Below are 14,092 nucleotides of genomic sequence, written 5' to 3'. Positions count from 1 at the left end.
TGCCGCAAATGGCAAGCCTTGCAGCCACCGATCGCGCGGCCGAGCCGCCGTCCATCATCGTCACCGGCGCATCCTCCGGCATCGGCGCCTATTGCGCGCGGGCGCTGAAGGCCGACGGCTGGCGCGTCTTCGCCACCGCACGCAAGGCGGCGGACATAGCGGCCCTTGAGGCGGAGGGCTTCGAAGCCTTCTTCATGGACTATCGCGAGGGCGCCTCCATCGAGGCGCTGGTCACGGCGGTGCTGGAACGCACCGGCGGGCGGCTCGACGCGCTCTACAACAACGGCGCGCATGCGCAGGCGGGTGCGGTCGAGGACCTGCCGGTCGAGGCGCTGCGCGACCAGTTCGAGGCCAACGTCTTCGGCTGGCACGACCTGACCCGGCGCGTCGTGCCGGTGATGCGCCGGCAGGGCCATGGCCGGCTGGTGCATTGCTCTTCGATCCTCGGGCTGATGCCGGCCCGCTTCCGCGGCGCCTACTGCGCCTCGAAATACGCGATCGAGGGGCTGATGCTATGCTTGCGGCAGGAACTGCGCGGCAGCGGCATCCATGTCTCGTTGATCGAGCCGGGGCCTGTGCGCTCGAACATCCATGCCAACGGCAGGCCGCTGTTCGAGAAGACCATCGACAAGGCCGCCTCCGTCCACAGCGCCGGCTACGGCGAGCAGATGGAGCAGGCGCGGCTGGCTGCCGCCGAAGCCCGCAGGAGCGATCCGCAGGTCGTCTATGCGGCGCTCAGGCATGCGCTTCTGTCGCAACGCCCGAAGCCGCATTATGTGGTAACCATGCCGGCGCGACTCGGCGTCATACTCAAGCGCGTGCTGCCGACGGCGCTGTTTTATCGTATCCTCGCCCGCACGACCTGACCAATCGGGAACGTCCCATGGAAACCTTCGTCAAAGCCCTCGCCATCGTCGCCATGGTCGCCGTCGTGGCGGTGCTCGTCCGCGGTCTCGTCAACATGATGCGCGGCGGTTCCGGCGTCACCTCCAACAAGCTCATGCAGGCGCGCGTCCTGCTGCAGTTCGTGGCGCTGGTGCTGATACTGATCGTCGTCTACATGACGCGCAAGTAGCCGGAAGCGGAGGCTTGTCGTGGTCAGACTGAACAAGATCTACACCCGCACGGGCGACGACGGCACGACCGGTCTCGGTTCCGGCGAGCGGCGGTTGAAATCGGACCTTCGCGTGGAAGCCTACGGCACCGTCGACGAGGCCAATGCCTGCGTCGGCATGGCGCGGGTCCATACCGGGGCGTCGCATCCAGCCATCGACGCCATGCTGGCGCGCATCCAGAACGACCTGTTCGACCTCGGCGCCGACCTTGCCGTGCCCGACACCGGCGAGAAACTGGACTACGAGCCGCTGCGCATCGTCGCCAGCCAGGTCGAGCGGCTGGAAAAGGACATCGATCTCCTGAACAAGGAGATCGCTCCGTTGCGCTCCTTCGTGCTGAACGGCGGTACGCCGGCGGCGGCGGCGCTGCATCTTGCCCGCACCGTGGCGCGACGGGCCGAGCGCCTCGTCGTGGCGCTGGCGCAGGAGCCGGACGAGCACGTCAACCGCGACGCGCTCAAATATCTCAACCGCGTGTCGGATTTCCTGTTCGTTGCCGCGCGTGCCGTCAATGACAACGGCAAGGCGGACGTGCTATGGGTGCCGGGCAGGAACCGCTGACGGCCGGGTTGGATGCAACAGGGCCAGGCGGAAGGCACCGGGAACCGGCCTGATGTTCATTCCGCTTTACGATTCCAACCACCTGCGCTCGATCAGCCTGCAATACGTCACCTTCGGGCTGATCGCGCTCAATGTCGTGGCCTATCTGTGCACCAGCCTCGGCGGCGAGCAGTTCACCAATGCCGCCGTGCTCGGCCTCGGCTTCATCCCCTCGGTCGTCCACGACACGGTGGAACTGGCTCCGCAATTCGTCGTCATCCCGGAGAGCCTGAGCTACCTCAGCTACGCCTTCCTGCACGCCGACATCTTCCATCTCGGCGGCAACATGCTGTTTTTGTGGGTCTTCGGCGACAATGTCGAGGATGCGCTCGGCCATGTCCGCTACCTCGTCTTCTACCTGGCCTGCGCGGTGGCCGGCGCCTTCGTCCACGGCCTCGTCGCACCGGATTCGCAGGAGCCGCTGATCGGCGCTTCGGGCGCGATCGCCGGCGTGGTCACCGCCTACCTGATCCTGTTTCCCCGCGTGAAGGTGTGGATCCTCGCCTTCGCCCGCATTCCGCTGCGCATTCCCGCCTATATCGTGCTGGCGCTGTGGATTTTCCTGCAGGTGGTCATGTTCCTGGCCGGCGGCGAGGACCAGGTGTCCTGGGCCTGCCATGTCGGCGGCATCGTGGCGGGCGCGGTGCTGGTGCTCATCCTGCGCCGTCGCGACGTGCCGCTGGAGGATGAGGAGATTGTCGTGGCGCCGGCTTCCATCGACGCCGAGCCGATCGTGCCTGTCGAGGAGCCGCCGGCGGCGGTGTCCGCGCCGCGCTGGGGTCGCCAGTAAGGTCGAAAAGGCAGGTCTTTCAACCGATTTGGTGTGCACTGCGATATTGACGGTGAGGGCGGGCGCCACTAGGGTCCGCGCGCCTTTGGCAGCCTTTCCGCCACCCGCGAGGCGTCGGAAGAACGGAATTTTCGCCGCAAATGTCGGCATTCGGCAAATCCCGCCGGGCAGGCGCTGGTAAGAGCGCACCCGGACATCGTTGAGAGGTGAGATTGAGATGAAAGTTCTCGTGCCCGTGAAGCGGGTTGTGGACGCCAACGTGAAGGTGCGGGTGAAGGCCGACGGTTCGGGTGTCGAACTCGCCAACGTCAAGATGGCGATGAACCCGTTCGACGAGATCGCGGTCGAGGAAGCGATCCGGCTGAAGGAAGCCGGCAAGGCCGAGGAGATCGTGGTTGTGTCGATCGGTCCCGCGCAGGCGGCCGAGACGCTGCGCACCGCGCTCGCCATGGGTGCCGACCGGGCGATCCTGGTGAAGGTCGACGGCGAGGTCGAGCCGCTGGGCGTCGCCAAGGTGCTGAAGGGCGTGGTCGAGGCCGAGCAGCCCGGCCTGGTCATTCTGGGCAAGCAGGCGATCGACGACGATTCCAACCAGACCGGCCAGATGCTGGCCGCGCTTCTGGGCTGGTCGCAGGGCACCTTCGCCTCGAAGATCGAGCTTGCCGGCGACCGTGCCAAGGTTACGCGCGAGGTCGACGGCGGCCTTCAGACGGTGGATCTGAAGATGCCGGCCATCGTCACGGCGGACCTGCGCTTGAACCAGCCGCGCTACGCCTCGCTGCCTAACATCATGAAGGCGAAGAAGAAGCCGCTGGACGAGAAGACGGCCGCCGATTTCGGTGCCGACGTCGCGCCGCGGCTGAAGGTGCTCAAGACCGAGGAGCCGGGCGGCCGCAAGGCGGGCGTCAAGGTCAAGACCGTCGCCGAGCTGGTCGACAAGCTCAAGAACGAAGCCGGCGTGCTGTAAGCGATCGGGAAAGGAACAAGAAAATGGCAATTCTCCTCATCGCCGAACACGACAACGCCTCGCTGTCGGACCAGACCGCCAAGGCGCTGTCGGCGGCAAGCAAGATCGGCTCGGATGTCGACGTGCTGGTGGCCGGCAAGGGCGCCAAGGCAGCGGCCGATGCCGCCGCCAAGCTGAAGGGCGTGCGCAAGGTTCTTCTGGCCGAGGCCGACGAACTGGCCGAGCGACTGGCCGAGCCGACCGCAGCACTCGTCGTCTCGCTCGCCGGCAATTACGACGCGATCGTCGCGCCCGCCACCGCCACCGGCAAGAACGTCGCCCCGCGCGTCGCGGCCCTGCTCGACGTGGCGCAGGTGTCGGAAATCATCGAGGTCGTCTCGCCCGACACCTTCAAGCGGCCGATCTATGCCGGCAACGCCATCCAGACGGTGCAGTCGACCGATGCCAAGAAGGTGGTGACCGTGCGCACCGCCTCCTTCCAGGCGGCGCCCGAAGGTGGCTCGGCCAGCGTCGAGACCGTATCTGCTGCCGCCAATCCGGGCCTGTCGACCTTCGTCGAGAACAAGCTGTCGGAATCGGATCGTCCCGAACTGACCTCGGCCAAGATCATCATCTCGGGCGGCCGTGCGCTGGGTTCTGCGGAGAAGTTCCAGGAGGTCATCCTGCCGGTGGCCGACAAGCTGGGCGCGGCAGTGGGTGCTTCGCGCGCGGCGGTGGATGCAGGCTACGCGCCAAACGACTGGCAGGTCGGCCAGACCGGCAAGGTGGTGGCGCCCGACCTCTACATCGCCTGCGGCATCTCCGGCGCCATCCAGCATCTCGCCGGCATGAAGGACTCGAAGGTCATCGTCGCCATCAACAAGGACGAGGAAGCGCCGATCTTCCAGGTTGCCGACTACGGCATCGTCGGCGACCTCTTCACCGTCCTGCCGGAACTCCAGAAGGCGCTTTGACGGCGGTTCCGATCCGATATTAAATTGCAAGGGCGGGGTAGACGAAGTCGCCCCGCCCTTTTAATTTTGCGCTGCACAAAAAGCGGGCAACGGGATGCCATCATGAGCAAGATCGAAACCATCGGTATCGTCGGCGCGGGTCAGATGGGCGGCGGCATCGCCCATGTGTCGGCGCTCGCGGGCTACAAGGTTCTGATCTACGACGTCGGCGCCGAGCGCATCGAGACGGGCATCGCCACCATCAGCGGCAACATGGCCCGTCAGGTCGCCTCCGGCAAGCTGGAGGAGCAGGTGCGCAAGGACGCCATGGCGCGCATTTCGGCAGCGCCCGACATGGCGGGGCTTGCGGGGGCTGATCTGGTCATCGAAGCGGCCACCGAGGACGAGACCGTCAAGCGCAAGATTTTCGCGCAACTCTGCCCGCTGCTCAACCCGGAAGCGATCCTCGCCACCAACACCTCCTCGATTTCGATCACGCGGCTGGCGTCCACCACGGACCGTCCCGAGCGGTTCATCGGTATCCATTTCATGAATCCGGTGCCGGTGATGAAGCTGGTCGAACTGGTGCGCGGCATCGCCACCGACGACCGCACCTTCGAGGCGTCAAAGGGCTATGTCGCACGGCTGGAAAAGACCGCCACCGTATCGGAGGATTTCCCGGCCTTCATCGTCAACCGCATCCTTTTGCCGATGATCAACGAGGCAATCTATACGCTCTACGAAGGCGTCGGCAGCGTCGAGGCGATCGACACGGCGATGAAGCTCGGCGCCAACCACCCGATGGGACCGCTGCAGCTGGCCGACTTCATCGGCCTCGACACCTGCCTGTCGATCATGCAGGTGCTGCATGACGGCCTGTCGGATTCGAAGTACCGGCCATGCCCGCTTCTGGTGAAGTATGTCGAGGCCGGCTGGCTCGGCCGCAAGGCGGGCCGCGGCTTCTACGACTACCGCGGCGAGCATCCGGTGCCGACGCGCTGATCCGCTGTTTCCGCGAGGTCGGGAATTCGTCCGGCTGCTCGTGGGGCGGCCCGGCGGGATAGGCGCAAACCTGATCTAGAGCGGGATGAAATTTGTAGGAGTCGTTGGATTCCCAAATCAGCAATGATCTGATTCAACGTCGATGCTGGGCAGGAGGCCAGCATCGATGGCTGGATATTCGATGGATTTGCGCGAGCGGGTTGTCGCGGCAGTCAAGGTTGAAGGGCTTTCGCGGCGAGCGGCCGCCGCTCGGTTTGGCGTCAGCTACAGCGCGGCGATTGAATGGTTGAAGCGGGTGGACGAGACCGGCAGCGTGGCGCCGCTCAAGGTCGGCGGCTACAAGCCGAAGAAGATATCGGGCGCTTGGCGCGATTGGCTGGTCGAGCGCTGCCGGACGAAGGACTTCACCTTGCGCGGCCTTGTGGCCGAGCTTGGCGAGCGCGGCTTGAGGGTCGACTACCGCTCGGTCTGGGAGTTCGTGCACGCCGAGAAGCTCAGTCACAAAAAAAGACGTTGATTGCAGCCGAACAGGATCGTGCGGACGTGGCGCGCCGACGGGCGCAGTGGATTCAGTATCAGGACCGGATCGACCCCGCCCGCCTGGTGTTCATCGACGAGACCTGGACCAAGACCAATATGGCCCCGCTACGAGGCTGGGCGCCGGTCGGGCAGCGGATCAAGGCCAAGGTGCCGAATGGTCACTGGAAGACCATGACGTTTCTGGCGGCGCTGCGTCATGACCGCGTCGAGGCGCCCTGGCTCATCGACGGGCCGATCAATGGCGAGAGGTTCCTCCTCTACGTCGAGAAGGTACTCGTGCCGACCCTGCAGTCGGGCGACATCGTCGTCATGGACAATCTCGGCAGTCACAAGGCCAAGGCCGTGCGCCGCGCCATCCGCAAAGCTGGCGCACGCCTCTTCTTCCTGCCGAAATACTCGCCTGATCCCAATCCGATCGAACAGCTCTTCGCCAAGCTCAAGCACTGGCTCAGAAAGGCCGCAAGACGCACGGTCGAAACCGTTTGCCAGGCGATCGGACAAATCCTCAACGGTGTTACACCGATCGAGTGCTCAAACTACTTCGCAAACTCAGGATATGACCAAAGGTAATCCCATCCCGCTCTAGAAAAGCAGCAAGGCTGTCGCGGCCGCCAGGGCCACCGTTGCCGCGGCGAGGACGGCAAAGTGCTGGGTCATGCGGAAGGCCGGCTGCGGCGGCAGGATTTCCGGCGCGATGTCCGGGATCGGACCCATGGCCAGCCGGGCGGCGCGCTCGAGCCTGTACATATCGGCCACCATTTTCGAAGCCTCGCGGTATAGTCGACTGCCCCCCCGCGAACCATGCGCCGCTATGGTAAATGAGAGGTTAACCGCGCACCGGTCGAGGATGCATCGTCATGCCGGCCCTGCCTGATGCTCCCGGCCCGTCGGGCTCAATCGATCTCGAAGTTGCCGTGCGGCACGGTGAGACTGTAGTCCAGACGGTCGTTGCCTATATCGAGCTTGGCCGCGCCGTTGAGCGAGGCCGGCACGACACGTTCCAGCGCCACCGAACCGAAGCGCTTGCCGTTCTTCGGTTGCTTATGCGGCGCGATCCGTTCGTGCCATGCCAGCGACAGCGAAAGGTCGTCCGGCTCGCCCTCAAGCCCGGCAACGACCTCGACGAAGCCGTCCGGCCTGGAGAGCGCGCCGTAGCTGACGGAATTGACGGCTAGCTCGTGCATGGCAAGGCCGATGTGGAGGGCGGCGTTCGGGTTGAGGAACGGGTTGGCGCCCTCGAAGCGCAGGCTGTTCACCGGGTCTGGGCCGTAGCGGCCGACTTGGCCGGCCACCAGTTCGCGCAGCCGGGCGCCGCGCCAGTTCGACGAGGTCACCAGGTCTTGGGAGGAGGCGAGCGATTGCAGCCGGCCGCGGAAGCGCGTCAGGAAATCGGCGATGCCGTCGGAATAGCGGCCGGTCTGGGAGGCGATGCCCTGGATGATGGCAAGCAGGTTCTTGGACCGGTGGCTGACCTCGCGCAGCAAGGTGCGCAATGTCTGCTCGCGCCGCTTCTGCTCGGTGGTCTCGACCTTGGTGGTGACGATGCCCTTCACTGCGCCGCTGTCGTCGAGGTCGGCGTCGACCCATATCTCGAACCAGCGCATGCCGTCTTCGGCCGGCATGCCGATTTCGAAACGCTCCGTCTTGCCGGTGGCGACGACTTTGCGGCGGGCCATGTCGAGGCGTTCGGCCTGTGCGGCCGGAAGCATGTTCTGCCCGGCCTCGCCGTCGCTGGACACCCAGGGCGCGCGCATGTTGCGGCCCCACACCATCTTCAGGTCGCGATCCTGGTAGAGCACGGCGACGCCCGCATTGCGCAGGGCGTGCATCAGCGCCCGGCCGAGCTGTCCGTCTTTCTCGTCGGTCGGCAGGCCTATCGTCTCGTCGCTATAGGAACTCTGCCCTTTTGGGGTAGACCCGAAACTCATGTGCCAATGCATCCCCTCCAGGCAGTTGCAACGGCATATGCTGGATTAGGTTCCATCAGGCCGGCGATGATCGGTGAAAAGTGTGACGAAAGGGTTCCGCCGGGCTGCTGTCCGGTAAGGACCGCAACCCGGCGGCGACTGGAAACCGATTGAGGGGGGCGGCTTCCAGTATCGAACGGCTGGTCAATTCACGCTCGCCTGAAGAGCGCGGCCAGCAGGGAGAGCACGAGGAACGCCAGGAAGATGAAGAACAGGATCTTGGCCAGCCCGGCCGAGGCCCCGGCTATGCCGCCGAATCCCAGCGCGCCGGCGATGATGGCCACGACAAGAAACACCAGCGCCCAGTAGAGCATTGTCCATCTCCTTCAAGCGATGGCTGAAAACGCCGGCCATCGCCGTTTGTTCCATGATTGCGCGAAAAGCGCCGCCTCAGGCGGCCGCCTTGGCCTGCCGGTCGAAGAACAGCGCCTGGCTGATGAGCGCCTTGACCATATCGGGATTGAACGGCTTGGTGACGAGGAAGGCCGGTTCCGGACGCTCGCCCGTCAGCAGCCGCTCCGGGAAGGCGGTGATGAAGATCACCGGCACCGAGGTCGAGGACAGGATCTCGTTGACGGCCTCGATGCCCGAGCTGCCGTCGGCGAGCTGGATGTCGGCCAGCACCATATGCGGGTGCGCGCGGCCGAACAGGGCAACCGCCTCGGCATGGGTGCGTGCCGTGCCGACGACGCGATGGCCGAGGCTTTCCACCATCTCCTCTATGTCCATGGCGATCAGCGGCTCGTCCTCGATGATAAGGATATCGGTCGCGACCTGGCGCGAAATCTCGTTCGAGGCCTCGGCCAGCAGGTCGGAGAAGGCGTCTTCGTCGATGTCGAGGATCTCGGCGGCTTCTACTGCGCTGAAGCCCTCGACCGCGACCAGCAGGAAAGCCTGACGCGGCAGCGGCGCCAGCGCGTTGAGGTTGGCGGCGGCGCGTTGTTCCCATGCCGACTGGGCTTCCTCCTGCGGCACGCGGATGGCGACGGAGGTGAACAGCCTGGCGAAGACCTTGTAGAGCGCGATGCGGTCGCTGGACGCCTTGGGGAAGATGTCGACGTCGGCGATGATCGCTTCCAGCATCGCGGCCACCAGGGCATCGCCGCTTTCCTGCGAACCCGAAACGGCGCGTGAGAAACGGCGCAGGAACGGCAGGTGCGGAGCGATGGTTGCGGACAAGCTCATGATGAACGTCTCCCTCAGATGACGTGCTTAGGATCGGATCAGGCGGATTGCAAACCCCCACGGTGCAAGGCCCGGACCTAAAAACGTCAGCCGGTGAAAAAAGTTCCGCGGCAAGGGAACGATTTTCCGCAACATGCGTTTTCGGCTCCAATCGGGGTGACCAGACAAGGGTGCCGCTCGCCTTGACGTATGGTGGACGGCGGCGGGGACGGGGAAAATATGAAGGACATGATGAAGACCTCCACGGCTGACGCGCGACAGCGTCGGAAGGGTTCCGGCGACCTGCTCGGGCCGAACTCTGAAATCGGCCGCAAACTCCGACAATATTACGACGACCTGGTTTCCGAGGACGTGCCGGATCGCTTCGCCCAGCTGCTGGCGCAGCTGGAGCAGGCAAAACCTGCCTCCAAGAAGGACTGACGCATGGCCGTTTCGCAGGGCTTCAAGACCGATCTGCTCGGTTCGATCCCGTCCTTGCGCGCGTTCGCGCTGTCGCTGGCGCAGAACGCCGACAAGGCGGACGACCTCGTCCAGGAAACACTGGTCAAGGCATGGGACAAGCACGCCTCCTTCCAGCCCGGCACCAACCTCAAGGCCTGGCTGTTCACCATCCTGCGCAACGAGTTCTATTCGCAGATGCGCAAGCGCGGCCGCGAGGTGCAGGACAGCGACGGCATCATGACGGCCAAGCTCGCCGTCCATCCGGCCCAGCACGGCCAACTCGACCTGGAGGATTTCCGCGGCGCGCTGGAGCAGCTACCGGAGGACCAGCGCGAGGCGATCATCCTGATCGGCGCGTCCGGCTTTTCCTATGAGGAAGCGGCCGAGATCTGCGGTTGTGCTGTCGGCACCATCAAGAGCCGCGTCTCGCGGGCCCGTGCCAAGCTGCAGGAAATCCTGCAGATCACCGGCGAGGACGAGTACGGTCCTGACGCCATCTCCACCCAGGTGATGGGCAAGCCGGCCGCCTGATTTGCGTTCAGGCCGGCGACAGGCGGCCGCAGGCCGCGGCGACGGCGTTCACCAGGTCGGCGCCGGCATAGGGTTTGGCGACGAAGGCGACTTCGGGAAACGAAGCCTGGACTTCGTCGGCGTCGGAATGACCCGAAGCGAAGACGAACGGTTTGCCCCCTTGTTGCAGCCGGCGGGCGAAATCGAGTGTAGAGACGCCGTTGAGCATCAGATCGACGATGGCGACGTCGACGGACGAGACGGCGGCCTGCGGGTCGATTTCCTCCAGCGCGCGCACGGTGATGACCTCCGCCGCGCCGTTGTCCAGGCACAACTGTTCCACGTCCATGGCGATCAAGGGTTCATCCTCGAGCAGGAGCACGCGCAGGCCGTCGAGCAAATCAGACATTCGTTGAGCCTCGGCAAACCGCAGAATCGCGTCCTTAAAAAGCCGGCGATTCATGAGCGTTGACGGCGCTCCTGTCATTTAAAAAAGACATGCGGACCGACATCTGAGCGTGAGCGGGCGGAACCCGATCGACGCTGGGGCGTTGCTGTCTGGCATTGAGGGGGTCTGAATGTCAGGTCAAAACGGCCGCTCCGTTTCCACGCGTCGATATCCTTGCGAAAACTGCCCGTTGCGGCCGTTGCCGGTCTTCCGCGAATTCACGGCCAAGGAACTCGCCTATGTCACCCGTTTCAAGAAGGGCGAGCTGGCGGTGGAGCGGGGCGCGACCGTGTTGGTCGAAGGCAGCCACAGCGCGCATCTCTATACGGTGCTGTCCGGGTGGGCGTTTCGCTACAAGCTGTTGTCGGACGGCCGGCGGCAGATCCTCAACTACACCATGCCGGGCGACCTGATCGGCCTGCAGGGCAGCGTCATGGGCGAGATGCAGCACTCGGTCGAAGCGCTGTCGCCGATGCTGCTTTGCGTGTTCGAGCGCGGCGAACTGCACGATCTCTATCGCAACTATCCCGAACTGGCCTATGACATCACATGGCTTGCCTCGCGCGAGGAACGGATGCTGGACGAGAACCTGCTCAGTGTCGGCCGTCGCTCGGCGCTGGAGCGTTGCGCCTATCTCATCGCCTTCATATGCGCGCGCGCGGACGGCGTCGGCCTGATCGCGCGCAAGCCCGTCGCCATCCCGATCACCCAGCAGCATGTCGCCGATACGCTCGGCCTGTCGCTTGTCCACACCAACAAGACGATCCGCAAGCTGGCGGCGCGCGGGCTGGTGCGTTGGCGCGACGGCGGCTGCGAGGTGCTCGATGTCGACGGATTGAAGGAACTGGCGCATTGGGAAGGGCTCGGCGAGGAGCGCCGGCCGCTGGTATGAGGCGGCCGTTTCCGGCAGGCCGAACGCTGGCCGGAACAATGGATCGTACCGGACGTTTGCAATGACCAAACACAGGAGCACCAGAATGGCGACCGCAAAGACCGTCAACCAGACCACCGCCGGCGACAATGCCACGGCCGATCTCGAAGCCGATATCCGGCAGCTCAGGGCCGACATCGAAAAGCTGGCCAAGCAGATGGCGGCGACCGGCCAGCAGGGCTACGGCACGGCGCGTCGCGCTGCCGCCGAGGGCGTCGAGCAGTTGCGCGTGCAGGGCGAGGCGGCGATGGACAGCCTCAAGACCAATGCGCGCGACCTGGAGGAACAGGTTCTGGCGAGCGTGCGCGAAAAGCCGGTGACGTCACTGGCGATCGCGGCCGGCGTCGGCTTCCTGTTCGCGCTCCTGTCGCGCCGCTAGACCATGACGCCGAAAAGTGTGAAACGGTTTTCGGACGACATTATGATCTATCTATTTGATTTTGCCGCATGTGTGCGATGCCAAGTGATTCCACTTGGCTGCAACATGCTCTAGCCGGGCGCCGCCATGGGAACACTGGCATCGCTGCTCGCGGGTCTCGCCTCTGGCGAGACGGCCGCGGCGTTGAAGCGGGCGAAGCTCGCCGCAATCGTCTATCTGCTCGCCGGCGCGGCGGCACTTGTCGGCGCCGGCTTCCTCGTCGGCGCCCTCTATATCTGGACGGCGCTGCGCTATGGCTCGATCGAAGCCGCCGCCGGGTTCGGCGTCGGCTTCCTGGTCGTCGCCGGACTGATGCTGCTTGTCTTCAGGGTGTCGGCCGGGTCGCGGGCCAGGCAGCGGGAACGACGCCGCAAGGCCGACATGACCGCGGTTGGTCTCACCGCGGCGCTGGCGCTGCTGCCGGCGCTCGCGCGCGGCAAGGGCGGGCTCGGGCTGATCCTCGGTCCGGCTGCGGCAATGCTCGCCTACGCCATCTACCGCGAGAACGTCAAATCCGGGCCGGACGACCCGGATCCCGGGGCCAGCATTTGAGGCGTCCGAAGGCTGGAACCTTCGCGGTGACCCGTCGTTAGCCCCCCTGAACGCGCCGCGTTCCAATGCAGGATCAATGCGTTGGATTCCTTGTGCTCTGCGGCACCCGGCGCTCCAAGGAGGCGACCATGGTCAAGATCATTCCACACAACGAAGCCCGTCAGGGGCGCTGGGGCTGGCATGTGCTGATCGTGCTTGTCGCAGCCCTGCTGCTCGCCTTCGCCGTCTGGGGCGGCGTCGGCTTCTACGGCGAGATGCTGGACAACGGCACGCCGGCCGCCGATACCGCCGCCCCCGGCGGTTGATGCGGCCTCCTGCCGGTTCTTCCTGCCTGCCGCGGCCTGATGGCAGGTCGTGGCAGGAAGGCGTCCGCCTCTTTTTTCAATCCTGTCGGATCGTGCCGCGTCGCGTCGTCCTTGCATAAACGGACCGCGCGCGCTTTCATTTCGTCTGCGATGCGTCGTATCCGGGAGGAACGAGAATGACGCATTCCTATCGCTGGATGATCGTCGCCGCCGGCGCCCTGATGGGCTGCGTGGCCATCGGCGCGATGTTTTCGCTGGCCATCTTCCTCGAGCCGATCGCCATCGACAATGGTCGCGTGCCGGCATCTCCAGCGCCATGACGCTGAACTTCCTCGTCATGGGGGTGAGTGGCTTCGCCTGGGGTGCGGTGACGGACCGGTTCGGCGCCCGCATCGTGGTGCTGACCGGCGCGGTGCTTCTGGGGCTGGCGCTGGTGCTGGCGAGCCAGGCTCACTCGCTGCTGGCTTTCCAACTCGGTTACGGCGTGCTGGTGGGGATAGCGGCATCGACCTTCTTCGCACCGATGATCGCGCTCACCACCGCCTGGTTCGACCGCCAGCGCAGCCTTGCCGTCTCGCTCGTCTCGGCCGGGATGGGGGTCGCGCCGATGACGGTCTCGCCCTTCGCGCGCTGGCTGATCACCGCCTACGACTGGCGCACGGCCATGCTGGTCATCGGCATCGGCGCCTGGGTGCTGCTGTTGCCGACCGCGCTGCTCGTGCGCCAGCCGCCGCAGCCCGCAGAGGATGCGCCGGCCGGCGGCGAAATCGCCGGCGAGCCGGATATGAGCGTGTGGCAGGCGCTGCGTTCGCCGCAGTTCCTGGTGCTGGGGCTGACCTTCTTCGCCTGCTGCGCGGCGCATTCGGGGCCGATCTTCCACATGGTCAGCTACGCCATGCTGTGCGGCGTGGCGCCGATGGCGGCGGTCACCATCTACAGCGTCGAAGGGCTAGCGGGGCTCGGCGGACGCATCCTGTTCGGCGTCGCCGGCGACAGGCTGGGCGCCAAGCCGGTGCTGGTCGCCGGCCTGCTGATCCAGGCGGCGGTGATCCCGGCCTATCTGCTGGCCGGCGGACTCGGGCAGTTCTACGGGCTGGCTGTGATCTTCGGCGCCACCTATGGCGGCACCATGCCGCTCTATGCGGTGCTCGCGCGGGAGTATTTCGGACCGCGCATCATGGGCACGGTGTTCGGCGCGGCGACGATGCTGTCGGCGCTCGGCATGTCCTTCGGCCCGCTGGCCGGGGGCATGATCTACGACGCCTATGCCAGCTATTCGTGGCTGTTCATCGGCTCGGCGCTGGTCGGGCTGGGCGCGGCCGGCATGGCGCTGGCTTTCCCGCGGGTGAAGCCGGCCTTGCCGCAACCGGCCTGAGCGGAACCGGCCCG

Annotated in this window: 19 protein-coding genes and 1 pseudogene; 15 read left to right on the top strand and 5 right to left on the bottom strand. The window is 65.4% G+C overall.

Annotated elements, in window-relative coordinates; translation table 11 throughout:
* The first annotated feature begins 8 nt into the window (after positions 1-8).
* From FGU64_RS11825 to FGU64_RS11790, 8 genes are all read left to right on the top strand, one after another.
* Positions 9-866 carry an SDR family oxidoreductase gene (locus tag FGU64_RS11825; RefSeq protein ID WP_139953451.1) on the top strand — a complete coding sequence of 286 codons (858 nt, stop codon included), beginning with the start codon at positions 9-11 and terminating at the stop codon, positions 864-866.
* Positions 867-883: 17 nt separating this feature from the next.
* Complete coding sequence (locus FGU64_RS11820) at positions 884-1,075, top strand: twin transmembrane helix small protein (RefSeq protein ID WP_136359811.1); 192 nt, start codon at positions 884-886, stop codon at positions 1,073-1,075.
* A 19-nt stretch (positions 1,076-1,094) separates the two neighbouring features.
* Complete coding sequence (locus FGU64_RS11815; protein ID WP_139953450.1) at positions 1,095-1,676, top strand: cob(I)yrinic acid a,c-diamide adenosyltransferase; 582 nt, start codon at positions 1,095-1,097, stop codon at positions 1,674-1,676.
* Positions 1,677-1,728: 52 nt separating this feature from the next.
* Entirely contained in the window at positions 1,729-2,505 is a 777-nt protein-coding gene (locus FGU64_RS11810; protein WP_139953449.1) for a rhomboid family intramembrane serine protease, read from the top strand.
* A 217-nt stretch (positions 2,506-2,722) separates the two neighbouring features.
* Positions 2,723-3,472 (top strand): electron transfer flavoprotein subunit beta/FixA family protein, encoded by a 750-nt coding sequence (locus FGU64_RS11805; protein ID WP_139953448.1) that lies wholly within the window; start codon positions 2,723-2,725, stop codon positions 3,470-3,472.
* A gap of 23 nt (positions 3,473-3,495) precedes the next feature.
* Positions 3,496-4,425, top strand: a complete 930-nt coding sequence (locus tag FGU64_RS11800) for an electron transfer flavoprotein subunit alpha/FixB family protein (RefSeq protein WP_136359815.1) — start codon at positions 3,496-3,498, stop codon at positions 4,423-4,425.
* A gap of 102 nt (positions 4,426-4,527) precedes the next feature.
* On the top strand, positions 4,528-5,406 hold the full coding sequence (locus FGU64_RS11795; protein ID WP_139953447.1) for a 3-hydroxybutyryl-CoA dehydrogenase: 879 nt from the start codon (positions 4,528-4,530) through the stop codon (positions 5,404-5,406).
* A 166-nt stretch (positions 5,407-5,572) separates the two neighbouring features.
* Positions 5,573-6,516, top strand: a protein-coding gene (locus FGU64_RS11790; RefSeq protein WP_139953446.1) for an IS630 family transposase whose coding sequence is annotated in 2 segments (ribosomal slippage) — positions 5,573-5,909 and positions 5,909-6,516 — 945 coding nt in all. Because the reading frame shifts where the segments join, the coding sequence is not laid out codon by codon here.
* 12 nt (positions 6,517-6,528) lie between these two features.
* Here the strand turns inward: FGU64_RS11790 and FGU64_RS23300 are convergent.
* The 4 genes from FGU64_RS23300 to FGU64_RS11775 form a co-directional block, all read right to left on the bottom strand.
* The gene (locus FGU64_RS23300; RefSeq protein ID WP_180375517.1) at positions 6,529-6,705 is read right to left on the bottom strand and encodes a hypothetical protein; all 177 of its coding nucleotides are present in this window, start codon (positions 6,703-6,705) and stop codon (positions 6,529-6,531) included.
* Between the two features lie 134 nt (positions 6,706-6,839).
* A complete protein-coding gene (locus tag FGU64_RS11785; RefSeq protein ID WP_246671343.1) occupies positions 6,840-7,775 on the bottom strand; it encodes a PAS domain-containing sensor histidine kinase in 936 nt (311 codons plus the stop codon).
* A gap of 287 nt (positions 7,776-8,062) precedes the next feature.
* Entirely contained in the window at positions 8,063-8,227 is a 165-nt protein-coding gene (locus FGU64_RS11780) for a DUF1328 domain-containing protein (RefSeq protein WP_136359818.1), read from the bottom strand.
* Between the two features lie 76 nt (positions 8,228-8,303).
* Positions 8,304-9,098 (bottom strand): response regulator, encoded by a 795-nt coding sequence (locus FGU64_RS11775; protein WP_139953444.1) that lies wholly within the window; start codon positions 9,096-9,098, stop codon positions 8,304-8,306.
* 228 nt (positions 9,099-9,326) lie between these two features.
* On the opposite strand from FGU64_RS11775, the gene FGU64_RS11770 reads away from it, so the two are divergent.
* Both FGU64_RS11770 and FGU64_RS11765 read left to right on the top strand, forming a co-directional pair.
* Positions 9,327-9,518, top strand: a complete 192-nt coding sequence (locus FGU64_RS11770) for a NepR family anti-sigma factor (RefSeq protein WP_136359820.1) — start codon at positions 9,327-9,329, stop codon at positions 9,516-9,518.
* Between the two features lie 3 nt (positions 9,519-9,521).
* Positions 9,522-10,070: a sigma-70 family RNA polymerase sigma factor gene (locus FGU64_RS11765; RefSeq protein ID WP_136359821.1), complete on the top strand. Its 549-nt coding sequence runs from the start codon at positions 9,522-9,524 to the stop codon at positions 10,068-10,070.
* Between the two features lie 7 nt (positions 10,071-10,077).
* On the opposite strand, the gene FGU64_RS11760 is transcribed toward FGU64_RS11765, so the two are convergent.
* Positions 10,078-10,512: a response regulator gene (locus FGU64_RS11760; protein WP_348639768.1), complete on the bottom strand. Its 435-nt coding sequence runs from the start codon at positions 10,510-10,512 to the stop codon at positions 10,078-10,080.
* A 115-nt stretch (positions 10,513-10,627) separates the two neighbouring features.
* On the opposite strand from FGU64_RS11760, the gene FGU64_RS11755 reads away from it, so the two are divergent.
* The 5 genes and pseudogenes from FGU64_RS11755 (at position 10,628) to FGU64_RS11740 (ending at position 14,078) form a co-directional block, all read left to right on the top strand.
* Positions 10,628-11,389, top strand: coding sequence for a Crp/Fnr family transcriptional regulator (locus tag FGU64_RS11755; protein WP_139953443.1), 762 nt, complete (start codon positions 10,628-10,630; stop codon positions 11,387-11,389).
* An 85-nt stretch (positions 11,390-11,474) separates the two neighbouring features.
* Positions 11,475-11,807 (top strand): DUF883 family protein, encoded by a 333-nt coding sequence (locus FGU64_RS11750; RefSeq protein WP_136359824.1) that lies wholly within the window; start codon positions 11,475-11,477, stop codon positions 11,805-11,807.
* 126 nt (positions 11,808-11,933) lie between these two features.
* On the top strand, positions 11,934-12,398 hold the full coding sequence (locus FGU64_RS11745) for a hypothetical protein (RefSeq protein WP_139953442.1): 465 nt from the start codon (positions 11,934-11,936) through the stop codon (positions 12,396-12,398).
* Positions 12,399-12,526: 128 nt separating this feature from the next.
* Positions 12,527-12,703: a hypothetical protein gene (locus FGU64_RS23295; protein ID WP_168734586.1), complete on the top strand. Its 177-nt coding sequence runs from the start codon at positions 12,527-12,529 to the stop codon at positions 12,701-12,703.
* A gap of 176 nt (positions 12,704-12,879) precedes the next feature.
* Positions 12,880-14,078: pseudogene (locus FGU64_RS11740) on the top strand (MFS transporter).
* Positions 14,079-14,092 lie beyond the last annotated feature (14 nt).

The organism is Mesorhizobium sp. 8 (genome assembly GCF_006351905.1).
Lineage (GTDB): Bacteria > Pseudomonadota > Alphaproteobacteria > Rhizobiales > Rhizobiaceae > Mesorhizobium > Mesorhizobium composti.
This window is presented reverse-complemented; position numbering and strand designations above follow the sequence as displayed.